We start from the raw sequence: 23,709 nt of genomic DNA on the forward strand, positions 1-23,709 counted from the left end.
CTCAGGCTCGTTTCTTCCTCGGTGTAGTCGACTTCGACGAGCCGGCCTTGGAGGCGTTCGACTTCGCTTCGTCCACACTGCGCTGCAGTGCGGCAACCAGGTCCACCACCTCTGCGTCGGTGCCCTCTTGGTCGACCTCGGCGGCCGGGATGACCTTCTTGCCGCCGTTCTCGATCATCTCGTCGAGCAACTGCCTCAGTTGGAGCTGATAGTCGTCGGTGAACTCGGTCGGATCGAAATCGCCCGCCATGCTCTCGACGAGCGTCTGCGCCATCTTCAGTTCCTTCGCCTTCGGCTTCTCCACGTCGTCGAGGGAAGGGAACTCTGCTGCACGAACTTCGTCGGGCCACAGCAAGGTCTGGATCACCAGAACACCATCGCGAGCGCGCATCGCGGCCAGGCGCGTCTTCTGTCGCAGCGTGAAATGCACCAGTGCCGTTCGATCACTCTCGGTGAGCACAGTCGAAAGCAGGACGTACGCCTTCGGCGTCGCCGAATCGGGCTCGAGGAAGTAACTCTTCTCGAACAAGATCGGATCGATCTGATCGTTCGGCACGAATTCCAGCACCGGAATCTCGTGCTTCTCCGCAGCCGGGAGTTTGTTGAAGTCCTCGTCGTTCAAGATGACGCGCGATCCGTCTTCCGAGTCGTACGCCTTGTCGATGTCCGCGAACTGAACCGTGTTTCCGCACTCGGAACACACACGGTTGTACTTGATACGGCCACCGTCTTTTGCATGGACCTGGTGAAATCGGATGTCGTGGTCCTCGGTCGCCGAGTACACCTTGACCGGGACGTTGACCAGACCGAAGGCTATCGAGCCTTTCCAAATCGAGCGCATGCCTCCCATGATGGTCGCCGCCGGCCGTTTGCGCGAGGCAAACGATCACGGTTGATCCCGAACCGTTGCGTGCGGATGGGTCGGTTCGGGGCGTATCGAGCGGGTATCCGCTTCGAGAACCCGACTCGCACACTTGGGGGGACGCTCCGATGAGAATCCGAACCTACCGTCGACGCGTCACCGCGGCGCTGGCGATTTCACTGGTTCCACTGCTGTTTGCGCCTTGGCCCGCGAACGCAGATCCGGCACGCACCGTAACCATCAGCGTCCACTCCGATGCGATGGGCCGCGACATTCCACTCGAGGTGATCCTCCCCGCCGACACGAGCGCCCCACGGCCCACGTTGTATCTGCTCAACGGCGCCGGTGGTGGCGAGGACAGTGCAACGTGGGAAGGACGGACCGATGTCCTGGACTTCTTCGCCGACAAGAACGTCAACGTCGTGACGCCGCTGGAAGGAGCGTTCAGCTACTACACCGACTGGCAGAAAGACGATCCCGTACTCGGGCGCAACAAGTGGCAGACGTTCCTCACTCGCGAACTGCCGCCCGTCATCGATGCGCAGTTCGGTACCAACGGGGTCAACGCCATCGCGGCGATTTCGATGACGGCGACGTCGGTACTCAATCTCGCGATCTCGGCACCAGGGCTCTATCGGAGTGTCGGGGCCTACAGCGGGTGCGCGGAGACTTCCACCCAGCCGGGTCAGGACTATGTGCGGTTGGTGGTCGGCGCGCGGGGTGGCGCTGATCCGACAAACATGTGGGGACCGTTCGACGGTCCGGGGTGGCGCGAGAACGATCCGGTCGTGAACGCGGAGAAGTTGCGGGGGACCGCACTGTACGTTTCCACCGGATCCGGGCTGCCAGGTCCGCACGACAACCTTCAGGCACCCGATGTGAACGGAAATCCCGGAGCCCTCCTTAATCAGATCGTCGTCGGCGGCATCATCGAATCCGCGGTCAACGGGTGCACGCACGGCTTGGCGGACCGACTGAACGCACTGGGCATCCCCGCGACCTTCGACTTCAAGCCGACCGGAACCCACTCGTGGGGCTACTGGCAGGACGACCTACACAATTCCTGGCCGATGATCGCCGGCTCGATGGGAGCGCAGTAGTCGGTCCGGAGTGCTCACCTCAGAAACGGCGCGCGCATCAACGTCTTTCGGACGTGCCACGGTGACGATCGGAACAGGGTTGCCATCACCTTCGCCGTCGCGGACGCGTCCCGCCGATCGGACAGGTAGGACCGCTGAGCCTCGACCGGTAGATCGAAGAACGTGTCGAAGAATGTCGCGACCTCTCCCGAGCCGAGGGTGAGAAGTGCGTTCAGGCCAACGCGGCGAAGGGCAGACACCGCCTTGGCCGACCGCGGCCAGAGCGCCGCGTTGGGATCTCCACCGTCGGCGATTGCTTTGGCGACAGCGTCTGCCTCGGCGAGTGACGAGGCAACGCTGTATCCGGTTCCCGGATGCATCAGACCGCCTCGCCCGCCGAACCGGAGGACACCGTCGGGGAACGACTCCTTCGGGCTTTCGACTGCAAAACGGACTCGCTCGACCGGTGCGTCGTCGGGGACTTCGCAGCCCCGATTGTGAAGCCGGGTGCGCAGACGCGCTTCGAGTTCGCGGAGCCCCAACGCCGGCCGGCCGACGAGGCAGGTCTCCTCGAGGAGAACTCGCTCGTCGTCGAGTGGGACCGCATAGAGAAACGACGGAGTGTCGGCGTCGGAGGCGCCGTTGTCTGTTCGCCAGTCCATGAACCAGGCTTCGCCACCACCCAGAATCGGATCGGCCAGAGCGCGGTCGACGATCACTCCGAAGGCGGTCTGCTGGGCGGTTGTCACCGTCAGTTCGGTACCCCGGGCGTCGATGACGACGGAACCTGTCAGCTGCGATCCGTCCACGCACAGGACGGCGGTAGGTGACAGTGTTTGAGCGCGCAAGGCTCTGAACTGTACGGATGTGCCCGAGAGAAATGATTGCAGTAAAGATGTATTCAATACGCAATATGTGCGATCAAGCGTTTTCTGTCTGCGGGTCCACACGCTCGGGCGTTCGATCCGGCTTGCGATCACATCGACCGGCAGCCACGACGGCAGCTCGTCAGCCCACGCCGAATAGGTCGGCGTCCACACCCGATGGGGATGCGGATCGACAACGACGACGGTGAGTTGCCGGGCGATACAGCGGGTGGCGAGTGCCCGCCCGGCCGGGCCGCCACCGACGATCACCACGTCGGCGGTGAAGTTGTCTGTGCTCACGACCGGCGCACTACATCGATCCCGTTGCGAGCAGACCGCCGTCGACCCGGACCGTTTCGCCCGTGATCCACGCCGCCGCGTCGGAGACGAGGAAGCCGACCAAGCCGGCAACGTCCTCGGGGGTGCCGAGCCGCTTCATCGGGTAGCCCGCCGACGCCTTGTCCTCGCCGGCAGCGACCAGGGCTGCCGCGAACTGCGTCTTGACGATCCCGGGAGCTACGGCGTTGACACGAATCCTCGGTCCCAGTTGCCAGGCCAGTTCTTCCGTCAGGCGGATGAGCGCAGCCTTCGACGCACCGTACGCCGCGATGACGCCCGTCGACCGGATCCCGGCCACACTTGCCAGGTTCACGACGGCTCCACCGTGTTCGCCCATCCATGCCCGATGTGCTTGCTGGACGTAACCGAGGGCGGCAACCACATTCACGTCGAAGATCTTGCGCACGGCGTCGAGGTCCGCTTCCATGAGCGAACCGAAGACGGGGTTGATTCCGGTGTTGTTGACCAGAATGTCGAGTGAACCGAATTCGGACACGGCGCGGTCGACGGCACCGGAGCGGGCTTCGGCATCGGCTGCGTTGCCCGCGAATGCGACGACCTTTCCGCCGTGCCCCAGAGCGGACAGCTCGGATGCGGCGGCCTCGAGAGGCTCCGGCTTGCGGGCTGTGATCAAGACGTCGGCACCGCGAGCGAGGAGTTCGGCGGCGACAGCTTTGCCGATTCCGCGACTTGCGCCGGTGACGATGGCGGCACGGCCTTCGAGGTCGCGAGGACGAGTGCTGTTTTCGCTAGTCATGTCCCGAACGTTAGCGGACTCACACGCTGCTGGTCGGAACGACCGTCAGGTCACGGTAAAATCGATAGTTCTTGTGTCTGTAGTCAGGCATTGTTTACCCGTATTCGTCGTTTTTCCTGAGGAGTTTGCTTGATTACCGCCACTGACCTCGAAGTTCGTGCCGGTGTCCGCACCCTTCTCACGGCTCCCGGGCCTTCGTTGCGCATCCAGCCGGGCGACCGGATCGGACTCGTCGGACGTAACGGAGCCGGAAAGACGACCACACTGCGCATCCTCGCCGGCGAAGGTGAGGCATATGCCGGAAGCGTCGTACGTACCGGTGAACTCGGATACCTCCCGCAGGACCCCAAAGAGGGCGACCTGAGCGTCCTCGCCAAGGACCGGGTTCTCTCCGCACGTGGCCTCGACACGATGCTCCGCGAGATGGAGAAGCAGCAGATTCTGATGGGCGAGGTGCTCGATCAGGAATCGCAGGACCGCGCGGTCAAGAATTACGGTCAGCTCGAGGATCGGTTCTCGGCCCTCGGCGGATACGAAGCCGAGAGTGAAGCTGCACGCATCACCAGCAGCCTCGGTCTCGAAGACCGTATTCTCGGGCAGCCGCTCAGCACGCTGTCCGGCGGTCAGCGTCGTCGCGTCGAATTGGCGCGCATCCTCTTCGCCGCCTCCGACGGCAGCGGTGCCCGCTCGGACACGACTCTGCTGCTCGACGAGCCCACCAACCACCTCGACGCCGACTCCATCACCTGGCTGCGTGGCTTCCTCCAGAACCACGAGGGTGGACTGGTGGTCATCAGCCACGACGTCGACCTGCTCAACGACGTCGTCAACCGCGTGTGGTTCCTCGACGCCGTCCGCGGTGAGGCCGACGTCTACAACATGAACTGGAAGAAGTACCTCGACGCTCGTGCCACGGACGAGCAGCGTCGTCGCCGCGAGCGCGCCAACGCCGAGAAGAAGGCCGGTGCGCTGCGGATTCAGGCCGCCAAGATGGGCGCAAAGGCAACCAAGGCCGTCGCGGCTCAGAACATGGCCAAGCGAGCCGACAAATTGATGGCGAACCTCGATGCCGAACGTGTCTCGGACAAGGTTGCGCGGATTCGTTTCCCCGAACCCGCCGCTTGTGGCAAGACTCCGCTGATGGGCAAGAACCTCACCAAGGTGTACGGCTCGCTCGAGATCTTCACCGGTGTCGATCTCGCGATCGATCGTGGGTCTCGTGTGGTGATCCTCGGACTCAACGGTGCAGGTAAGACCACACTGCTCCGCATCCTCGCGGGCGCGGAGAAAGCGGACGCTGGTGAGCTGATCGCCGGTCACGGACTCAAGGTCGGCTACTTCGCTCAGGAGCACGACACCCTCGACGACGACGCGTCCGTGTGGGAGAACATCCGCCACGCCGCGCCGGACACAGGGGAGCAGGAACTGCGTTCGCTGCTCGGTGCCTTCATGTTCACCGGCCCGCAGCTCGAACAGCCGGCCGGAACGCTCTCGGGTGGTGAGAAGACGCGTTTGGCTCTGGCCGGTCTGGTGTCTTCGGCTGCCAACGTTCTGCTTCTCGACGAGCCCACCAACAACCTGGACCCGATCTCGCGCGAGCAGGTGCTCGATGCGCTCCGCAGCTACACCGGTGCCGTCGTCCTGGTCACCCACGATCCGGGTGCTGCCGAGGCACTCAACCCTGAGCGAGTCATCCTCCTGCCCGACGGCAACGAGGACCACTGGTCGCAGGAATACCTCGAGCTGATCCAGCTCGCCTAACCCCCTGTGCGCCTTTTTGGTAGTGGGAACTACCAAAAAGGCGCACAGGGGCGAAGCCCCTCAATCTCTCCGCCGCACCGATTCCTCGACCAGATCGAGAACCGCTGACAGGTTGTCGACGCCGTGGCCGGAGGCGATTCTCGCGACCAGGCCGTCCATCACCAGATCCAGATACCCGATCAGAATTTCGGTGGGGACGTCGTCACGGAGTCTGCCTGCCGATTTCTGTCTGGCGAGACGCGCACTGGTCGCTTCGGTCAGTTCTACGGAGCGCTGCGACCACTTCTCGCGGAAATCGGCGTCGTTGCGCAGTCGACGCGCTATCTCCAGTCGCGTTCCCAGCCAATCGAATTGATCGGGCTGCGCGAGCATGTCCCGCATGACCTGGACGAGTCCCTCTTCGGCGACGACATCTGCCATCCGGCTCGCATCCTCGCTTGCGAGAGCGAGGAACAGGCCGTCCTTGTCCTTGAAGTGATGGAAGATCGCTCCGCGGGACAAACCGGTGACTTCTTCGAGACGGCGAACTGTGGCGCCGTCGTAGCCGTATTCCGCAAAGCAGCGGCGGGCGCCGTCAAGGATCTGACTGCGCCGTGCCGCGAGATGGTCTTCACTGACCTTGGGCACGGGCATCCCTCCTTTGTCGGGTTGCCTGTGAACACTTTCGGCCGTAGGCGCTGAATGTCGACTCAGTGCACAAAGCGCTCACGACCACCGATGAAACCTGGTTCGCCTTCCGGCGAAAGTGGTCGTGAGCGCTTTGTGACCCGTCAGGGGCCGAAAGTGCTCACAGGCACGTAGTGCCTACTAGCCGCGGATCATGTTGCGAAGCACGTACTGCAGGATGCCGCCGTTGCGGTAGTAATCCGCTTCGCCGGGGGTATCGATGCGTACGACTGCGTCGAACACGACCTTCTCGCCGTTCTCGCGCGTCGCCGTGACCTTCATGGTCTTCGGGGTGACGCCCTCGTTGAGCTTCTCGACACCTTCGATGTCGAAGGTCTCGGTGCCGTCGAGCTTGAGCGAACCTGCGGACTCGCCGACCGGGAACTGCAGCGGGACAACGCCCATGCCGATCAGGTTGGAGCGGTGGATGCGCTCGAACGACTCGGTGATGACGGCCTTGACGCCGAGCAGGCTCGTGCCCTTGGCTGCCCAGTCACGCGAGGATCCGGAGCCGTACTCCTTGCCGCCCAGGACGACCAGCGGGATGCCGGCTGCCTGGTAGTTCTGCGACGCGTCGTAGATGAATGCCTGCGGTGCGCCTTCCTGCGTGAAGTCGCGGGTGTAACCACCCGAGACGTCGTCGAGGAGCTGGTTGCGCAGACGGATGTTCGCGAACGTTCCGCGAATCATGACCTCGTGGTTACCGCGACGCGAGCCGAGCGAGTTGTAATCCGCACGCTCGACGCCATGGGAGTCGAGGTACTGCGCAGCGGGGGTACCGACCTTGATCGGACCTGCCGGGCTGATGTGGTCGGTGGTGACCGAGTCGCCGAGCAGTGCGAGGACGCGAGCGCCCTTGATGTCCTTGACCGGAGCCGGATCCATCGTCATGCCGTCGAAGTAAGGTGGCTTCCGCACGTAGGTGGAGTTCTCGTCCCACTCGAAGGTGTCACCCTTCGGGGTTTCGAGGTTCTGCCAGCGGCTGTCGCCCGCAAAGATGGTTGCGTACGACTTGCGGAACATGTCCTGGTCGATCGAGGACTTGATGGTCTCTTCGATTTCCTGCGTGGACGGCCAGATGTCCTTGAGGTAGACGGGGTTTCCGTCGGTGTCGTTACCGAGCGAATCGGTCTCGAAGTCGAAGTCCATGGTTCCGGCGAGGCCGTAGGCAATCACGAGCGGCGGGGAAGCCAGGTAGTTCATCTTGACGTCGGGGGAGATACGTCCCTCGAAGTTACGGTTACCCGAGAGCACCGCGGTGACCGAGAGGTCGTTGTCGTTGATCGCCTTCGAGACTGCCTCGGGCAGCGGTCCGGTGTTACCGATGCACGTGGTGCAGCCGTAACCACCGAGGTAGTAACCGAGCTTCTCGAGGTACGGCCACAGGCCGGCCTTCTCGTAGTAGTCGGTGACGACCTGCGAACCGGGAGCCATGTTCGTCTTGACCCACGGCTTGGTGGCGAGGCCCTTTTCGACGGCGTTGCGTGCGAGCAGTGCAGCGCCGAGCATGACCGACGGGTTGGACGTGTTGGTGCAGGAGGTGATACCTGCAACGACGACGGCGCCGTGGTCGAGAACGAACTCACCGGCGTCGGACTTGACGACGACCGGCTTGCTCGGACGGCCTTCTGCGCCGTTGGCAGCAGAGAGAACGTCGACCGCTCCGTCGTCGGCAAACGACAGAACCGCGGGATCGGAAGCCGGGAAGGACTCTTCGACGGCCTCGTCGAGCTGGGTGTGCTCGGTCGGGTGGTTCTCTTCCACGTAGTTGTGGATGTCCTTGCGGAACGCAGTCTTGGACTCCGACAACAGGATTCGGTCCTGCGGGCGCTTCGGGCCGGCGATCGAGGGAACAACGGTTCCCAGATCCAGCTCGATGTACTCCGAGAAGACAGGTTCCTTGTCGGGGTTGTGCCACAGGCCCTGTTCCTTGGCGTACGCCTCGACGAGAGCGAGCTGCTCGTCGCTGCGGCCGGTGAGGCGCAGGTATTCGATGGTCTCGGCGTCGATCGGGAAGATCGCTGCGGTGGAACCGAATTCGGGGCTCATGTTGCCCAGCGTCGCGCGGTTCGCGAGCGGAACCTCGGCAACACCGTTGCCGTAGAACTCGACGAACTTGCCGACGACGCCGTGCTTACGGAGCATCTCGGTGGCGGTGAGCACGACGTCGGTTGCGGTGACGCCGGGCTTGATCTCACCGGAGAGCTTGAAGCCGACGACGCGGGGGATCAGCATGGAGACGGGCTGGCCGAGCATTGCTGCCTCGGCCTCGATGCCGCCGACGCCCCAGCCGAGCACGCCGAGGCCGTTGACCATCGTGGTGTGCGAGTCGGTGCCGACACAGGTGTCGGGGTATGCCTGTCCGTTACGCGACATGACGGTGGGTGCCAGGTACTCGATGTTGACCTGGTGAACGATGCCCATTCCCGGGGGGACGACCTTGAAGTCGTCGAATGCGCCCTGGCCCCAACGGAGGAACTGGTAACGCTCGCCGTTGCGCTCGTATTCGAGGTCGACGTTGCGCTCGAGTGCGTCGGCCTGGCCGAAGACGTCGAGGATGACCGAGTGGTCGATGACCATGTCGGCGGGGGAGAGCGGGTTGACCTTGTTCGGGTCGCCACCGAGGGTGGTGACGGCCTCACGCATGGTGGCGAGGTCGACGATGCAAGGAACACCGGTGAAGTCCTGCATGATCACGCGGGCAGGCGTGAACTGGATTTCGATGCTCGGCTCGGCTGAGGGATCCCAGCTTGCGATTGCGCGGATGTGATCCGCGGTTATGTTGGCGCCGTCTTCGGTGCGGAGAAGGTTCTCGGCGAGAACCTTCAAGGAATAGGGCAATTTCTCGGTGCCGGGGACGGCCGAGAGGCGGAAGATCTCGTAAGAGTTCTCACCGACCTCGAGGGTTCCCTTGGCTCCGAATGAATCGATACTGGTGCTCACGTCTGCTCCACTCGTCTATGAGGGTCGCTACCGACGGGGCTGTGTCGGCAGCTGAAGCGAGGTACTTCGGCCGGGAAGATCCTCCGTAGCTCACGCCAATCGCACAGTTCGCGTGAGAACTGTCCGAACATCGGAGCTGCAGTAGAACCTGTCCTGACCGGTGGTACCTCTTGGTCCAAGTCTAACAGTACGCTTGTCCTGTGAGAATTCAGGGCAAGTTGACCGAAACAATCTTCATGCAGACTGCGGGCCTGCGCAACGCAGGCTTGGCTGGGTGACCGCACCCACAGCTACCGCTCGGGCGGCACGCGCGGCGGTTGTGTGTGACGCCTGGTGGCAGTCGACCTGAAGTAGGGTGCATGCAGGCCCGTCGCGGGTCGGCCGCCGAAAAACGACCTCGGAAGAACTCCCCGCATCTCAGCGGTGGACGGAATCCGAACAGCACCCGGATGAGAGATGTCTGCTCCTACAAATCACGCTTTTGCGCCTGTGCACGTGAAGTCCCCGTTGCACGTCGCTGTTCCGTCGGACGTCGATCTCGACGACGTGCTCGCGGACATTTCGACGGACGGCGTCTCCGCCCCCGCGGATGATGTTGCGGGGCTGACCGCGGTGGTGACCGACGCTCGTGAACGTGGTGTCGACTTGAGCGTCGTAGTAGTCGACGCAAATCCGGGCCGGCCGTCCGATCTTCGAGACCTGGCCACGACGGTCGGCAAAACAGAAGGCGGAACGGTTCTCGTTCTGAGCCCTGACTGGATGGGTAGCTACAGCGATTCGATCAGTCGAGTGCAGCTCGAAACTGCACAGGACCGATCTTTCGGCGAAAGCGCAAGCGTGACCGCGGACCGCTTCTCGCACGAGATCGTGGCGCCAGGTCCGCCGTGGACGCTTTACACGGTCCTTGTCATCGCAGTGGTGGCGGTTATTGCCGGAATTACCTTTGCCGTCAAGTGGCGGCGAGAGCCAGAAAACGCGCAAACCAGACATATTGCCTCGACTTCGGAAACACCAGCACCATCCGACCACCGGGCCGATTCCGTCTGACCTTGGTCCTTTTGCGAGATTTTCAGTAACTCGTCGAAAACAGGTACTCACTGCTGTTTGCGGTGAGTACCTGCCCTTTTTGGTGCCTGCATGCCATTCGACCAGCTCAAATACCGTTTGTGTTATTTGTGGCTAAAGTTTCCAAAGAACGCTTGAGTGTCGTACGGTACAACTGGCACTTTTTGGGGAAGAAGTGTCGCAGACAGGCTGATGTTGTTCGACGCGTACTTGTCGGTTGCCTCGTTCTCGAGGTGTCGACGGTGGCGTTCGTACGGCACGTCCAGGTCGACGAGCAGCTCTCGGGCTGTGGGCGACCGGTGCTTGGTCTGCGCATTCCCTCCCCGCACGGATCGGCGACCCAGCGGGCCGTGGCGTTACACGCGAGGGAGAGTTATTTGTGAGGCAAGTAACACGTGGCGGCGAGTCCCGTCGTGGTCCTTCCCGTAAATCGATGCGCCTGGCGCAACTGGTCATCGGATTCGGCGTCGTCGGATCCCTGATCGTCGGGACGCCGGCCATGTCCTCGGCCGTACCGCCACCGCCGCCGAATCCGAGTGACTCGGATATCGCCGCGGCAGATTCGCAGGTCTCGTCGAGCGTCGGCACCGTCAGCGCGCTCATCAATCAAGTCGCATCGGCAAACGAACAGTTGTCGGCACTCGACAACGAAGTTGCGATCAAGCGTGAAGACGTCAACAAGACTCTCGTGGATCTGCAGAACGCTCGCGGCGCCGCAGACTCCGCAGCGCAGGCCGTCGGAGTCACGAAACAAGCTCTGAAGGACGCGTCGGCGCAGATCGAGGTCGCTCAGACGGACTTCGACAAGTACGCACGCTCGAGCTACGTCAAGGGCACCAATACTGCGTCGATCTCGTCGTTCCTCGACGCCAAGGGTCCTGGCGACGTTCTCGACCGCGCCCAGGTCCTCAAGCTTCTCGCCAATACGCAGAGTGCAGTGCTCGACGGTCTCCAGCGAGCACGTACCGAGCAGGCGAACAAGGATTCCGCGACCCGCCAGGCCAAGCAGCAGGCCGATGCCGCCGCCGAGGTCGCCGCGCAGCTGAAGGATCTGGCGGAGCAAGCGATTCAGATCGCGCGCAACGCTCTCGATCAGCAGGTAGCCAAGAAGGCCGCGATCGAAGCCGAGCGCAACTCTGCCCAGGCTCAGCTCGACGCCGCCCGCAACGCCGTCGCCGGCTTGCAGGGTCAACGCCAGGCATACGCGACCTGGGACGAACAGCGCCGCGCCGAGGAAGCTCATCAGAAGGCTCTCGAAGCCGCTGCCAAGGAAGCGGCCGCTCAGGCCGCCGCCCGTGCCGCTGCCGACCAGGCAGCCAAGGATCGAGCTGCCGCACTGGCAGCAGCCCAGCGTCCGCACACCGCGGTCGAAGACCCGACTCCGACCGTCATCCCGGACGACGACGACACCTGGACTGACGAAGAAACAGGGACCGACGAGGAAACAGGCACGGACGAAGAGACCGGCACCGACGAGGAAACGGTCACGACGCCCAAGCCCACCACCCCGAAGCCGACGACGCCGAAACCCACCACTCCGAAGCCTTCCGTCACCGGAAGCGCTGCAATCGAATCCGTCATCGACCGCGGAATGTCTCAGCTAGGCGTGCAGTATGCCTGGGGCGGCGGCGACGAGAACGGTCCGACGCGAGGCATCCGTGACGGCGGCGTCGCTGACAGTTACGGCGACTTCAACAAGGTCGGGTTCGACTGCTCCGGCTTGATGATTTATGCCTTTGCCGGCATCGGGATCTCGCTGCCGCACTACACCGGCTATCAGTACACCGCAGGCACTCAGGTTCCGTCTTCGGAGATGAAGCGCGGCGACATGATCTTCTACGGCCCCAACGCCAGCCAACACGTGGCGCTCTACCTCGGTAACGGTCAGATGCTCGAGGCACCACAATCCGGTTCGAGTGTCATGGTCTCACCGGTTCGGTGGGGCGGAATGACGCCGTACGCCGTCCGACTGGTGTCCTGACCGTCAGAGGAAATGCCGCTGACACCCGCATTGTCAGGGAAGTATCAAGTTCCCGACGTGGTGTTACGGCATCGAGCGCAACTACCTGGAATAGTTGACGGGGAACACGTTACTGTCGGTACTTTTCTAGGTGAAAGCGATGGATTCTTGGTGACCTCACGTGAAGATTCGGTCGAAACGGTCGACGTAAGCAAGGCGAGTGGAAGTGCGGACGGAGCAGCACCTTCCCTGGCAGCCGACGTTCAGACCTTGGAACGAGCGATTTACGAGGTCAAGCGAGTCATCGTCGGGCAGGACCGGCTTGTCGAGCGCATTCTCGTCGGACTTCTCGCCAAGGGGCACGTCCTCCTCGAAGGCGTACCCGGTGTCGCCAAGACGCTGGCCGTCGAGACTTTCGCGAAGGTCGTCGGCGGTTCGTTCTCCCGCGTCCAGTTCACCCCGGACCTGGTGCCCACCGACCTGATCGGCACGCGCATCTACCGTCAGGGCCGCGAGGAGTTCGACACCGAACTCGGCCCCGTCGTCGCCAACTTCGTGTTGGCCGACGAGATCAACCGTGCCCCGGCCAAGGTGCAGTCCGCGCTCCTCGAGGTGATGGCAGAACGCCACGTCTCGATCGGTGGCAAGCGGTACCACATGCCCGATCCGTTCCTCGTGATGGCGACGCAGAACCCCATCGAGAACGAGGGCGTCTACCCGCTCCCCGAAGCGCAGCGCGACCGCTTCCTGTTCAAGATCCTCGTCGATTACCCGACAGTGGAGGAAGAACGCGAAATCGTCTACCGGATGGGCGTGGCAGCGCCGGAGCCGCACCAGATCCTCGGTCCGGAGGAGTTGGTCAGGCTCCAACGCGTCGCCAGCAACGTCTTCGTTCACCACGCGCTCGTCGATTACGTTGTCCGGGTCATCGCCGCCACGCGTACGCCGCGTGAGGTCGGACTCGAGGACGTCGCCGGCTGGATCGCGTACGGCGCCTCACCCCGCGCGACGCTCGGCATCATCGCCGCGTCGCGGGCCCTCGCTCTCGTCCGCGGGCGCGACTACGTAGTGCCGCAGGACGTCATCGAGGTGATCCCGGACGTGTTGCGTCACCGTCTCGTTCTTTCCTACGACGCCATGGCCGACGAGGTGACTCCCGACGCCGTCATCGCCCGGGTGCTGCAGACCGTCGGACTGCCGCAGATCGCCGCGCGGCCGGTCCCCACCGTTCCCGGACCGCCCCAGCAGGGCGCACCACAAGCACCGCAGTTCAACGCACCGGGCACAGCTAACCCACAGGGCACAGCTAATCCGCAGGGCAACGGCGCGCCGATCGCGACCGCTGAGACGATGAGTCGCCCGCAGTGACCGAAGGCCGCGACGGTGGCCAGGCGACACCCGCCGGATCCACCGGTTCTCCGCCGTCGTTCCGATCCGGCGAGCTCAGCGACCCCAAACTCACCGCTGCGCTGCGCACCCTCGAGCTGACGGTTCGCCGCCGCCTCGACGGTGTGCTGCACGGCGATCATCTCGGCCTGATTCCCGGTCCGGGTTCGGAGCCGGGAGATGCCCGCGAGTACCAGCCGGGCGACGACGTGCGGCAGATGGACTGGTCCGTCACCGCACGGACGACGCACCCACACGTGCGTCAGTCGGTCGCAGATCGTGAGCTCGAGACGTGGCTCGTCATCGACTTGTCCGCAAGTCTCGACTTCGGGACCGCCGGATGCGAGAAGCGCGACCTGGTCGTCGCCGCAGCCGCGGCGATCACTCACCTGACCAGTTCGGGCGGTAACCGCGTCGGTGCCATCATCTCGACCGGCGCACAGACAACTCGAATTCCGGCCCGCGGTGGGCGAATTCACGCACAGGCGATGCTCCGCAAGATCGCGACGACTCCGCACGCGCCGGACGGGGTACGCGGTGATCTGGTCGGCGCGATCGAAGCGCTCAGACGCCCACAGCGTCGGCGCGGACTGGCGGTGGTCATCAGTGACTTCCTCGGACCGATCGACTGGGAACGCTCGCTGCGCGCCATTTCAGGACGGCACGACGTGCTCGGTGTCGAAGTGGTCGATCCGCGAGACCTCGAACTGCCCGACGTGGGCGACGTGGTGCTCCACGATCCCGAGTCCGGCCGGACCAGAGAATTCACCACGACGCCGCAACTGCGCGCCGACTTCGCCAGAGTCGCCGCCGAGCACCGCGTCGAGGTCAGGCAAGCTCTACGTCGTTGCGGCGCACCGCTCATGTCCCTGCACACCGATCGGGACTGGATCGCCGACGTCGTGAGATTCATCTCGGCACGCCGACACAGTTATGGTGCCGGCGCCGGAACTGGGGGCGTTCGTTCGTGAGTCTTTCTCAATTCACCGCACCGTGGTGGCTGCTGTTCCTCGCTGTCATCGCCGCGTTGGTGGTCGGTTACGTACTCGTGCAGAAGCAGCGAGCCAAGCACACACTTCGGTTCACGAACTTCGCACTGTTGGAGAAGGTCGCGCCTTCGCGGCCCGGGCGGTGGCGTCATATTCCGGCGATTCTGATGGTCATCGCATTGGTGTTCTTCACCGTCGCCCTTGCCGGTCCGACGGCAGACAAGAAGGTCCCGCGAAACCGTGCCACGGTGATCCTCGTGATCGACGTGTCGCTGTCGATGCAGGCCACCGACGTCGAGCCGACGCGATTGGCAGCAGCGCAGGAAGCTGCGAAGTCGTTCGCCGACGGTCTGACTCCCGGCATCAACCTCGGGTTGGTCGCATTTGCCGGAACGGCTTCGGTTCTGGTGTCGCCCACCACGAATCGTGACGCGACGAAGGTCGCCATCGACAACCTCAAGCTCAGTGAGCGAACGGCGACGGGCGAAGCGATCTTCACCTCGTTGCAGTCGATCGACACGCTGTCGGCTGTTCTCGGCGGCAGCGACCAGGCGCCACCGGCGCGCATCGTGTTGCTGTCCGACGGTAAGCAGACCGTTCCCGAGAACTCGGACGATCCGCGGGGCGGATTCACCGCTGCCCGTCAGGCCAAGGACAAGGGCGTTCCGATCTCGACCATTTCCTTCGGAACGACATACGGGCGAGTCGAGATCGAAGGAGACCGAATCCCCGTCCCGGTCGACGACGCGTCATTGAAGGAGATCGCCAACCTTTCCGGCGGAAGTTTCTTCACGGCATCGAGCCTCGAAGAACTGCGCCAGGTGTACGACACGCTCGAAGAGCAGATCGGTTTCGAGACGACACGAGGAGACGCGAGTCGACCGTGGTTGGTCCTCGGCGTCGTGTTCGCGACCGCTGGTCTGACGATTGCCCTGGTACGCAGGCAGCGTCTGCCCTGATCGAGAGCAGTTCCGAATTGTCCAAATACCGCTGGTACGCGGCCCGCAGAGAATTGATAGGTTGATCGCCATGTCTACCCCTCCCACGACAGTGGTTTCCGAACGGACCGTCACCACACCTCGCTCGGTGCTCGTCACCGGCGGTAACCGCGGAATCGGCTTGGCCGTCGCTCAGCGGCTCGCCGCAGACGGCCACAAGGTAGCCGTCACGCACCGCGGTTCCGGTGTCCCCGAAGGGTTGTTCGGCGTCGTGTGCGACGTCACCGACACCGAGTCGATCGACCGTGCGTTCAAAGAGGTCGAAGCGCACCAGGGGCCGGTCGAGGTCATCGTCGCCAATGCCGGCGTCACCGACGACACACTGATCATGCGAATGAGCGAAGAGCAGTTCACGAGCGTCGTCGACGCGAACCTCACCGGTACGTTCCGCCTCTCGAAGCGTGCGACCCGTTCGATGCTGCGCGCGCGTTTCGGACGGTTCATCTTCCTCGGCTCTGTGGTGGGTCTGGCAGGACAAGCCGGCCAGGTCAACTACGCCGCGTCCAAAGCAGGCATCGTCGGTATCGCTCGTTCCCTGACAAGGGAACTCGGCTCACGTTCGATCACCGCCAACGTCGTCGCTCCCGGGTTCATCGAGACCGACATGACGGCAGCACTGGGCGACGACGTCAAGGACAAGGCCACCGAGTTCATCCCGTTGCAGCGGACCGGAAAGCCGGAAGATGTTGCAGCAGTTGTCAGTTTCCTGGCCTCCGACGATTCGGCCTACGTCTCGGGTGCGGTCATCCCCGTCGACGGTGGACTCGGCATGGGGCACTGACCCGCTTTTCGTACACACACCTTTCTCGTACGTCTGAAATCAGGAGGACATCTCATGGGCGGCTTGCTCGAGGGTAAGACCATTCTTGTCACCGGCATCATCACCGATTCGTCGATCGCGTTCCACGTGGCCAAGGTCGCGCAGGAGCAGGGCGCGAAGGTACTGATCACCGGATTCGATCGTCTGCGCCTCATCGATCGCATCGCCCAGCGACTGCCGCAGCCCGTGCCGCCGGCAATCTCGCTCAACGTCCAGAGCTCGGAGGATCTCGCCTCTCTCGCCGAGCGTGTGCGCGAGCTGGCTCCCGAGGGTATCGACGGCGTCGTCCACTCGATCGGCTTCGCTCCCCGCTCCTGCCTGGGAAGCCCGTTCATGGACGCGCCGTGGGAAGACGTGGCGGTCGCACTCGAGGTGTCCGCCTACTCGTACAGCGCACTGGCCAAGGCCTTGCTGCCGGTGCTCAACGACAACGCGTCCATCGTCGGTATGGACTTCGATCCGGCGCGCGCGATGCCGTTCTACAACTGGATGGGTGTCTCCAAGGCGACCCTCGAGGCCGTCAATCGGTACGTGGCCAAAGAGGTCGGCGTCCGCGGCATCCGCTCGAACCTGGTGTCCTCCGGCCCGATCAAGACCTTGGCCGCCAAAGCCATTGCCGGTGACAGCACCGGTCCGGGCGCGGAGTTGGACAAGCTGAACACCGCATGGGACGGTGCTGCGCCCATCGGCTGGGACGTCGACGATCGCGAGCCGGTCGCCAAAACGGTCTGCACCGTTCTCTCGGATTGGTTGCCCGGCACGACCGCGTCGATCATCTACGTCGACGGCGGCTTCCACGCGATGGTCGGCTAGTAGCACCCCTTCTACTACGCAGGTGAGTACCCGGGTGACTCCCGCCGAACGGCATCGCGCAAGATTGAACTCATGACCGTAAGTATGGACATGCAGTTCGATGCTCTTCTCGTTTTGTCGTTCGGCGGTCCCGAAAAACCCGAAGACGTACGGCCGTTCCTCGAAAACGTCACGCGCGGTAGGGGAGTGCCACCGGAGCGGCTCGACGCTGTCGTCGAGCACTACATGCATTTCGGTGGAGTTTCGCCCATCAATGCGCTCAACCGAGACCTGATCGAACGGGTCGAAGGTGAGCTGGCAGCAGCCGGCGTGGATTTGCCCGTGTACTTCGGCAACCGCAACTGGCACCCGATGGTCGAAGACACCGTTGCCAAGATGCGCGAGGACGGTGTCCGCGACGCCGCCGTGTTCGCCACGTCGGCGTGGGGTGGTTACTCCGGATGTCGGCAGTACCACGAGGACATCGCCCGTGCCCGTGAGGCGGTCGGTGACGGCGCACCGACGCTGACAAAACTTCGCCAGTACTACGACCATCCGCTGGTCGTCGGCGCGTTCGCCGACGGTGTGCGCGCGGCCCGCGCAGAGTTGCCCGAAGCGACTCGCGATACTGCGCGCCTGGTGTTCACCGCACATTCGGTACCGAGTGCCGCAGACCGCAATGCAGGGCCGCCGGCAGCGGGCGGAAACCTCTACAGTCGACAGGTCGCCGAGGCCGCGAAGTTGGTTGCCGAGGCCGTCGGCGTCGAGGATTTCGATCTGGTGTGGCAGTCGCGATCAGGCCCGCCGCAGGTTCCGTGGCTGGACCCCGACATCTGTGATCACCTGGATACGTTGTCCGCCAAGGATGTTCGCGCCGTGATCGTGTGCCCCGTCGGTTTCGTCTCCGATCACCTCGAAGTGGTGTGGGACCTGGACACCGAGGCCAAGGACAAGGCAGCCGAACTCGGGATGGATTTCGTTCGGGCAGCAACGCCCGGCCGCGATCAGCGTTTCGCGCAGCTGGTGCCCACGCTCGTTCGGGAACTGGCCGAGGCCGAGCAGCCACTGCGACTGGGGGTCGAGCCGCTGCTCGGCTCGACCACCAACGGTCTCTCGTGTGCAGTCAATTGCTGCGCGGCCGTTCAGCGTCCCCGCTGACGGTCCGACGCTCAGGTGTTCGGATGCTTGAGCTTTCCGCAGGGCCCGGGAACGGTGGACGTGCTGCGCGAGGTGAGGAGCGTCTCGACGATCTGTCGATCCTCGGGGCTCAGTGACGGGTCGATGTAGTTGAGTTCGGGCGCGCCCAGTTCGCGGACTCGCCCGGCGAGGGTCGCGACAAACGAGACGCGTTCTTCGTCGTCGTCGTTGACGTCGTGGATCTGCAGCACCGACACCGGAAACTTGCGCAGCGTCACAGGCAGGAAGCGGGCGCCGAGCACATGGTCGACGTTGAATCCCGCCCACTGCCCCTGGTTGGCCTCCACGCATTCGGCGTCGGAGTGAATTGCGCTCTCGCCGATGTACTTACGTGCGGGCAGCATCTTCTTGGGGGCAAGTTCGGATGCGCCCTGCTGAAGGACGGGAAAGTCGCCGTCCGAGTACAACCAAGGCTGGTTGGCCATCTTGATCAACCGACCGGCGTCCAGATCCGGGAGATAGCGAGACTTGAGGAGAAACGCGACGCTGTCGACCGAGATGCCCAGCAGTTCTGCGGCCTTCTGTCGGCTCATCGCGAACGTCGGGGCATTCTTCGGGGCGATCTGGATCAAATTGACCATGCGAACTCCTGTAAGTGTTCAATTGTTGCGGGCTTGGTACAGCTGACATGACAATTCGCCGTTTATCAACCTCTAGCTGATTTCCGACTTGTAGATGAGTCGGTTGTCACCATCCGAGTTCACGCAACCGGGGATCTCCGATCCCGAAGTGGTGGCCGATTTCGTGGATCACTGTTCGGCGAACTTGCTCGATCACCTCGTCTTCGGTGCTGCAGATCGCACAGATGGCCCTGCGGTAGATCGTGATGCGGTCGGGAAGGACGCCGGCGTACGTGGTGGTTCTCTTGGTCAGTGGGATGCCCTGATACAGCCCGAGTAGCCCCGGTCGTCCACCTTCGAGTTGAACGGTCACTGCGACATTGGCCATCTCCGCACCCAATTTCGGTGGCAGGCTGTCGAGCGCCCGCTTGACCATGTCCTCGAACTGGCTGTCGTCCACGTCGATCATCTGCCCATTGTGCGTGCGGGGGCGGAATCCGGGTGTGTCCATGTGGAAACAGTGCAGCTTACGGCTATGTTCATTGCGTGGCCGAAGACCTCTATCACCGTTACGAATTCACATTCATCGTTCAGATGCTGACAGTCTCGCAAGAGCAGGCGATCGAAGAGAGCTTGGGCGGAAGGGTCGAGGACCGACGCGGGCTGCAGCTGCTGACGCTCACCTCGGAAGGTATGCGAGCGGCGACAACGGCTATCACCGTGGTGGACCAGTTGGTGGCTGCAGGCGTGCGTCCCCAGCGGACACATCCCGATCTGGTGTCACGTCAGGACATTGCCGACCGTGCGGGGGTGACGCGGCAAGCTGTCGGGCAGTGGGTGCGAGGGGTCCGGCAGGCGGCTACGCCTTTCCCGATTCCGTACAACTCGGTTGCCGGGGGGATCTGGTTCTGGGGCGACGTCCTGGATTGGTTGCGCCGTCAGGGGTACAGCCAGGACACCGGTTTGCGCTACCCGACGCTGGATGAACATATTCGCATCGACCGCCATATCGCGATCAATCACAAGACTGTGGGTTGATCGATCAAACGGTTTGCTTGAAAATAGCTATTGAAACAAACCGACGGTAGGTATAAAGTCCCTAAGTACCTCAATCAATCTATCGGTGCGTCGGTCCTGCTCTGGGGGGAGCCTGGTCTGCGCTGCAGATACCCGAGCATGCGAGCAGGAATTCATGGTTTCGACCCCCGAAGTACGACCGATGCCCAAATCGGCCGCGCTCACGACTTCTGTGGCTATTTCCAGCGATGTAGCAACGGCTAAGCTACGTGAAGGTATATCGGGCAGGGGCCGTCTGCGAGCGGCGACGGCGGCGCTGTTCCGGCGCTCACGCCCACGTACGACCTTCGCGCCACCGTTGAGCGTGCTTCTTCTCGTCACCTCCGACAACGGTCTCTCGCAGCGGGCCGGTCTTGTTCTTCGCGAGGCGGGACACCAAGTCCGTACAGCCGTCGTCGCCGACGCGGACGCAGTGCTGGCCGCGACTTCTTCGGGAGATTTTGACCTCGTCATCTGCCCGTTCTTGAAAGTTTATGTCCCGGAATCTGTTTGGCAGCGGTGGACGACGATCATCATCCATCCCGGCCCGCCCGGAGATCGCGGGCCGTCGTCGCTGGACTGGGCGATAACCGATGGCGAACCAATCTGGGGTGTCACGGCATTGCAGGCCGCTGAGGAACTCGACGCCGGAGCGGTGTGGGCCTGGCGGACGTTCGAACTCCGGAACGGGGCAACCAAATCCTCGGTATACAACGAGGAAGTCACCGACGCGGCGATGGAGTGCATTACGGAGGTCGTCGAACATTTCCGTACTCCTGACTTCCAGGCGATCCCATCGGACCGAGTTGCGCGGCCCGTGGCATCGGCCCGATCGAGGCCCAGCATGAAACAGGCCGATCGCGTTTTCAGCTGGGAGGAAGACGCGTCGAGCATCGTCCGCGCCGTCAACGCCGCCGACGGGTTTCCCGGCGTCGCCGTTCAGTTGGGGCTCGACCTGGTCTACGTCTACGACGCTCACCTCGATACCCACGTCGATGCAGCGCCCGGCACCATCGTCGAGTACTTCCACCAGGCAATACGTGTTGCCACCGGTGCGGGCTCCGTATGGATCGGACATGCGCGGCTCGTCGGCGCCGGCAATGTCAAACTTCCGTCGACCGCGGTCGTACGTCCGGACGTGTTCGTTCCACAGGTCTGGGAGAGTCGTTACCCCGAGACCGACTATCACCGCGACGGCGAAATCGGATATCTCTCGTTCCGCTTCTACAACGGTGCGATGAGTACGAAGCAATGCGCGCGACTGGCCTCCAGGCTCCGCTGGGCGATCACGCAGGACACCAAGATCCTTGTCCTCACGGGTGACTTCGACAGATTCAGCAACGGTATCCACCTCAACGTCATCGAGGCCGCGTCGGATCAAGCCGGGGAAGCGTGGGCCAACATCAAGGCCATCAACGAGATCGCGAAAGCGATCGTCACCTGTACGGAACAGGTTGTGGTGGCGGCACTCACAGGCAACGCCGGTGCCGGCGGGGTCATGCTCCCGCTTGGAGCCGACGTAGTCGTGGCCAGGGACGGTGTGGTTCTCAATCCTCATTACGCCACGATGGGCCTGTTCGGCTCGGAACTGCACACGTACACACTTCCGGCTCGGGTCGGCGAGGAGCAGGCCCGCAGTCTGCTGGCCGAGTGCAGTGCGATCGGCATCCGTCGAGCCTTGGAGATCGGACTTGTCGACGCGATCGGCCCCAGGCGGCCGGATCTGTTCGAGGCGTGGTTGCGCGAGGTCGCCACCGACTTGCTCGAAGGAGATCGGCTGGAATCGATGCTGGAGCGCAAACGTCTTCGACTGGAACGTGATCCGGTGGAGCCCTACGAGGAGCGTGAGCTCGAAGAGATGAAGATCGACATGTTCGGTGACCGCAACGGGTTTGCCGAGAAACGCCGGAACTTCGTGCTCAAGCTCTGATCGACACGCTGTTCGCCGACGCGACACGGGCAGTCCGAACAACGTCCCACAGTCGTCGCAGCAGGTCGTCACGCCTCTGCGCAGTGGACACGCTCGGGGCCTGATTGGTCGATACCGACGCAGCCACGGTGAGAATGGCTGCCACGTTGTCGGCGGTGTCGATCACCTGTAAATGGCGAGGTGACAGTGTCGACGGCCAGCGGTGTCCGGCCTGTGCCTGCAGGGCTTCGGCGACCAGCGTACGAGCGTCGTTTCCAGGTATTCCGGTGGCTACGGCCGGAAGCCCGCCGAGCACCTCGGCTGCGTCCCGAACAGCTTGGCGCAGTTCGTATTCGGCTTCGCGGAGTCCGATCGATTCGGCGCTGCCCGCCACAGTGGGAATGGAGAAGACCGTCCATCGCAAGACGTCCGGGCCTTCCTTCGACGGCACGAGTCCGACTCCCGGCTTGCCGACGGCGCCGATCTGTATCCCTTCACCCGTTGCGATCGCAGCGCGCGCGAACTCGGTCCCGGTGGGCAGACCACGTACATCACCAGCCGTAGGAAGGACCAGGCGGACCTCGGCAGCCTCCGAGCGTGCGATTCTGAGCAGGGTGGGCACACCGGAAGCCGTGACTCCCGGCCATTCGAGATCGTGGCGGACCGCGGTTTCCGCGTCGGCGGCGCCGATCAGGTGCATCGGTGCCCACGCGGCAAGGGCGTCGATGACGTCGTCCGGCGCAGCGTCGCCGGCGAGCCATGACGCTGCCCACACGGTGAGGGTTGCGCTGGGAGAACTCATGACCGTGAAGTTTAGTTCGGCGTGGCGACATGCGCGGCCCCGGCGTTGTGACCTAGCGTGATCCGGCGTGAGCGGTGGCAACGGATACGGTGACATTTTTGCGGGTCATACCCGCAAACAGAAGCGCGTGACGCCTGAAGTGGCGGCCGAGCGTGATCTTGTCGTCGAGGATGCGGCGACGGGATTCTGCGGTGCGGTAGTCGGTTTCGAGCGCACGTACGACGGCGATTTCGTGCGGCTCGAGGACGGTCGTTCCCGGACGCGGTTGTTCGCGATGCGCGAGGCGGCCTTCCTCATCGACGGCTCACCGGTCACCCTCGTACGCCCGGCCCCCAAGCCCGTGTCCACCAGACCCGCACGGTCGGCTTCGGGTTCGACGCGAGTCGAAGGCTTACGCGCCCGCACGGCACTGCCCAGCCGGATCTGGGTGGAGGGAGTACACGATGCTGCCCTCGTCGAGCGGGTGTGGGGTCACGATCTTCGCGTCGAAGGTGTTGTCGTCGAACATCTCGAAGGACTCGACAATCTGGGGGAGCGGCTTGCCGAATTCGGGCCTGGTCCCGGCCGCCGCGTCGGGGTCCTGGTCGACCACCTGGTCACCGGTTCCAAGGAAACCCAACTGACTCAGGGCCTCGGCCCGGACGTGTTGGTGACCGGGCACCCGTACATCGACGTGTGGGAGGCCGTTCGTCCCAAATCTGTCGGAATCGCCTCCTGGCCGAAGATTCCACGCGGCGAGGATTGGAAGACGGGAATCTGCCGCGAACTGGGCTGGGGGACACCTCAGGAGGGCTGGCGGCGGGTCTACAACTCGGTCGAGAGCTTCCGCGATCTGGAAGCTCCTTTGATCGGTGCAGTCGAACAACTTGTCGATTTCGTTACCGAGCCGAACTGACGTAGCG

At 63.4% G+C, this 23,709-nt stretch carries 21 protein-coding genes; 13 read left to right on the forward strand and 8 right to left on the reverse strand.

Annotated elements, in window-relative coordinates:
- Window position 1: 1 nt before the first annotated feature.
- On the reverse strand, window positions 2–841 hold the full coding sequence (gene ku / locus M0639_RS14320; RefSeq protein ID WP_197486212.1) for a non-homologous end joining protein Ku: 840 nt from the start codon (window positions 839–841) through the stop codon (window positions 2–4).
- Window positions 842–990: 149 nt separating this feature from the next.
- On the opposite strand from ku, the gene M0639_RS14325 reads away from it, so the two are divergent.
- Window positions 991–1,962, forward strand: a complete 972-nt coding sequence (locus M0639_RS14325) for an alpha/beta hydrolase (RefSeq protein ID WP_064075316.1) — start codon at window positions 991–993, stop codon at window positions 1,960–1,962.
- A 14-nt stretch (window positions 1,963–1,976) separates the two neighbouring features.
- Here M0639_RS14325 and M0639_RS14330 read toward each other — a convergent pair whose 3' ends face one another.
- Both M0639_RS14330 and M0639_RS14335 read right to left on the reverse strand, forming a co-directional pair.
- Complete coding sequence (locus tag M0639_RS14330) at window positions 1,977–3,107, reverse strand: lycopene cyclase family protein (RefSeq protein ID WP_064075315.1); 1,131 nt, start codon at window positions 3,105–3,107, stop codon at window positions 1,977–1,979.
- Between the two features lie 10 nt (window positions 3,108–3,117).
- Window positions 3,118–3,903 carry an SDR family oxidoreductase gene (locus tag M0639_RS14335; RefSeq protein ID WP_007727887.1) on the reverse strand — a complete coding sequence of 262 codons (786 nt, stop codon included), beginning with the start codon at window positions 3,901–3,903 and terminating at the stop codon, window positions 3,118–3,120.
- Between the two features lie 129 nt (window positions 3,904–4,032).
- Here M0639_RS14335 and M0639_RS14340 point away from each other — a divergent pair, with 129 nt between their 5' ends.
- On the forward strand, window positions 4,033–5,664 hold the full coding sequence (locus tag M0639_RS14340) for an ABC-F family ATP-binding cassette domain-containing protein (protein ID WP_064075314.1): 1,632 nt from the start codon (window positions 4,033–4,035) through the stop codon (window positions 5,662–5,664).
- A gap of 60 nt (window positions 5,665–5,724) precedes the next feature.
- Here the strand turns inward: M0639_RS14340 and M0639_RS14345 are convergent, their stop codons facing one another.
- Together M0639_RS14345 and acnA are read right to left on the reverse strand one after the other, a co-directional pair.
- Window positions 5,725–6,291 (reverse strand): TetR/AcrR family transcriptional regulator, encoded by a 567-nt coding sequence (locus M0639_RS14345; RefSeq protein ID WP_003944970.1) that lies wholly within the window; start codon window positions 6,289–6,291, stop codon window positions 5,725–5,727.
- 180 nt (window positions 6,292–6,471) lie between these two features.
- Window positions 6,472–9,273 carry an aconitate hydratase AcnA gene (gene acnA, locus M0639_RS14350; RefSeq protein WP_007727883.1) on the reverse strand — a complete coding sequence of 934 codons (2,802 nt, stop codon included), beginning with the start codon at window positions 9,271–9,273 and terminating at the stop codon, window positions 6,472–6,474.
- A gap of 456 nt (window positions 9,274–9,729) precedes the next feature.
- Here acnA and M0639_RS14355 point away from each other — a divergent pair, with 456 nt between their 5' ends.
- The 8 genes from M0639_RS14355 to M0639_RS14390 all read left to right on the forward strand — a co-directional run bounded on the left by M0639_RS14355 (window position 9,730) and on the right by M0639_RS14390 (window position 18,441).
- Window positions 9,730–10,320 (forward strand): Rv1476 family membrane protein, encoded by a 591-nt coding sequence (locus tag M0639_RS14355; RefSeq protein ID WP_021332993.1) that lies wholly within the window; start codon window positions 9,730–9,732, stop codon window positions 10,318–10,320.
- A 451-nt stretch (window positions 10,321–10,771) separates the two neighbouring features.
- Window positions 10,772–12,319, forward strand: a complete 1,548-nt coding sequence (locus M0639_RS14360) for an NlpC/P60 family protein (protein WP_003944866.1) — start codon at window positions 10,772–10,774, stop codon at window positions 12,317–12,319.
- A 150-nt stretch (window positions 12,320–12,469) separates the two neighbouring features.
- Window positions 12,470–13,666 carry an AAA family ATPase gene (locus tag M0639_RS14365; RefSeq protein ID WP_064075313.1) on the forward strand — a complete coding sequence of 399 codons (1,197 nt, stop codon included), beginning with the start codon at window positions 12,470–12,472 and terminating at the stop codon, window positions 13,664–13,666.
- Entirely contained in the window at window positions 13,663–14,655 is a 993-nt protein-coding gene (locus M0639_RS14370; RefSeq protein WP_003944991.1) for a DUF58 domain-containing protein, read from the forward strand. Before M0639_RS14365 ends, M0639_RS14370 begins: the two co-directional genes overlap by 4 nt.
- Window positions 14,652–15,632 carry a VWA domain-containing protein gene (locus M0639_RS14375; RefSeq protein ID WP_003944878.1) on the forward strand — a complete coding sequence of 327 codons (981 nt, stop codon included), beginning with the start codon at window positions 14,652–14,654 and terminating at the stop codon, window positions 15,630–15,632. Before M0639_RS14370 ends, M0639_RS14375 begins: the two co-directional genes overlap by 4 nt.
- Before the next feature lie 70 nt (window positions 15,633–15,702).
- The gene (fabG1, locus tag M0639_RS14380) at window positions 15,703–16,452 is read left to right on the forward strand and encodes a 3-oxoacyl-ACP reductase FabG1 (protein WP_007727875.1); all 750 of its coding nucleotides are present in this window, start codon (window positions 15,703–15,705) and stop codon (window positions 16,450–16,452) included.
- A 54-nt stretch (window positions 16,453–16,506) separates the two neighbouring features.
- A complete protein-coding gene (gene inhA, locus M0639_RS14385) occupies window positions 16,507–17,304 on the forward strand; it encodes an NADH-dependent enoyl-ACP reductase InhA (RefSeq protein ID WP_003944803.1) in 798 nt (265 codons plus the stop codon).
- An 84-nt stretch (window positions 17,305–17,388) separates the two neighbouring features.
- On the forward strand, window positions 17,389–18,441 hold the full coding sequence (locus tag M0639_RS14390; protein ID WP_064075312.1) for a ferrochelatase: 1,053 nt from the start codon (window positions 17,389–17,391) through the stop codon (window positions 18,439–18,441).
- A gap of 11 nt (window positions 18,442–18,452) precedes the next feature.
- Here M0639_RS14390 and M0639_RS14395 read toward each other — a convergent pair whose 3' ends face one another.
- A complete protein-coding gene (locus M0639_RS14395) occupies window positions 18,453–19,061 on the reverse strand; it encodes a transcriptional regulator (protein WP_007727873.1) in 609 nt (202 codons plus the stop codon).
- 106 nt (window positions 19,062–19,167) lie between these two features.
- Window positions 19,168–19,509 (reverse strand): metallopeptidase family protein, encoded by a 342-nt coding sequence (locus M0639_RS14400; RefSeq protein WP_003944783.1) that lies wholly within the window; start codon window positions 19,507–19,509, stop codon window positions 19,168–19,170.
- Window positions 19,510–19,586: 77 nt separating this feature from the next.
- Here M0639_RS14400 and M0639_RS14405 point away from each other — a divergent pair, with 77 nt between their 5' ends.
- Both M0639_RS14405 and M0639_RS14410 read left to right on the forward strand, forming a co-directional pair.
- Window positions 19,587–20,078, forward strand: coding sequence for a hypothetical protein (locus M0639_RS14405; protein WP_003944993.1), 492 nt, complete (start codon window positions 19,587–19,589; stop codon window positions 20,076–20,078).
- Window positions 20,079–20,232: 154 nt separating this feature from the next.
- Window positions 20,233–22,026: an enoyl-CoA hydratase-related protein gene (locus tag M0639_RS14410; protein WP_064075311.1), complete on the forward strand. Its 1,794-nt coding sequence runs from the start codon at window positions 20,233–20,235 to the stop codon at window positions 22,024–22,026.
- Here the strand turns inward: M0639_RS14410 and M0639_RS14415 are convergent.
- Window positions 22,016–22,807, reverse strand: coding sequence for a hypothetical protein (locus M0639_RS14415; protein WP_042449131.1), 792 nt, complete (start codon window positions 22,805–22,807; stop codon window positions 22,016–22,018). The genes M0639_RS14410 and M0639_RS14415 overlap by 11 nt on opposite strands.
- A gap of 67 nt (window positions 22,808–22,874) precedes the next feature.
- Here M0639_RS14415 and M0639_RS14420 point away from each other — a divergent pair, with 67 nt between their 5' ends.
- Window positions 22,875–23,702, forward strand: coding sequence for a DUF3097 domain-containing protein (locus M0639_RS14420; RefSeq protein ID WP_042449128.1), 828 nt, complete (start codon window positions 22,875–22,877; stop codon window positions 23,700–23,702).
- Window positions 23,703–23,709 lie beyond the last annotated feature (7 nt).

Source organism: Rhodococcus qingshengii JCM 15477, assembly GCF_023221595.1.
GTDB classification, from domain to species: Bacteria; Actinomycetota; Actinomycetes; order Mycobacteriales; family Mycobacteriaceae; genus Rhodococcus_F; species Rhodococcus_F qingshengii.

Coding starts and splice junctions, on each gene's coding strand:
- inhA (WP_003944803.1), top strand. CDS start 16,507: ATGGGCGGCTTGCTCGAGGGTAAGACCATTCTTGTCACCGGCATCATC.
- ku (WP_197486212.1), bottom strand. CDS start 841: ATGCGCTCGATTTGGAAAGGCTCGATAGCCTTCGGTCTGGTCAACGTC.
- M0639_RS14355 (WP_021332993.1), top strand. CDS start 9,730: ATGTCTGCTCCTACAAATCACGCTTTTGCGCCTGTGCACGTGAAGTCC.
- M0639_RS14395 (WP_007727873.1), bottom strand. CDS start 19,061: ATGGTCAATTTGATCCAGATCGCCCCGAAGAATGCCCCGACGTTCGCG.
- M0639_RS14390 (WP_064075312.1), top strand. CDS start 17,389: ATGGACATGCAGTTCGATGCTCTTCTCGTTTTGTCGTTCGGCGGTCCC.
- M0639_RS14415 (WP_042449131.1), bottom strand. CDS start 22,807: ATGAGTTCTCCCAGCGCAACCCTCACCGTGTGGGCAGCGTCATGGCTC.
- M0639_RS14400 (WP_003944783.1), bottom strand. CDS start 19,509: ATGATCGACGTGGACGACAGCCAGTTCGAGGACATGGTCAAGCGGGCG.
- fabG1 (WP_007727875.1), top strand. CDS start 15,703: ATGTCTACCCCTCCCACGACAGTGGTTTCCGAACGGACCGTCACCACA.
- M0639_RS14410 (WP_064075311.1), top strand. CDS start 20,233: ATGGTTTCGACCCCCGAAGTACGACCGATGCCCAAATCGGCCGCGCTC.
- M0639_RS14360 (WP_003944866.1), top strand. CDS start 10,772: ATGCGCCTGGCGCAACTGGTCATCGGATTCGGCGTCGTCGGATCCCTG.
- M0639_RS14335 (WP_007727887.1), bottom strand. CDS start 3,903: ATGACTAGCGAAAACAGCACTCGTCCTCGCGACCTCGAAGGCCGTGCC.
- M0639_RS14325 (WP_064075316.1), top strand. CDS start 991: ATGAGAATCCGAACCTACCGTCGACGCGTCACCGCGGCGCTGGCGATT.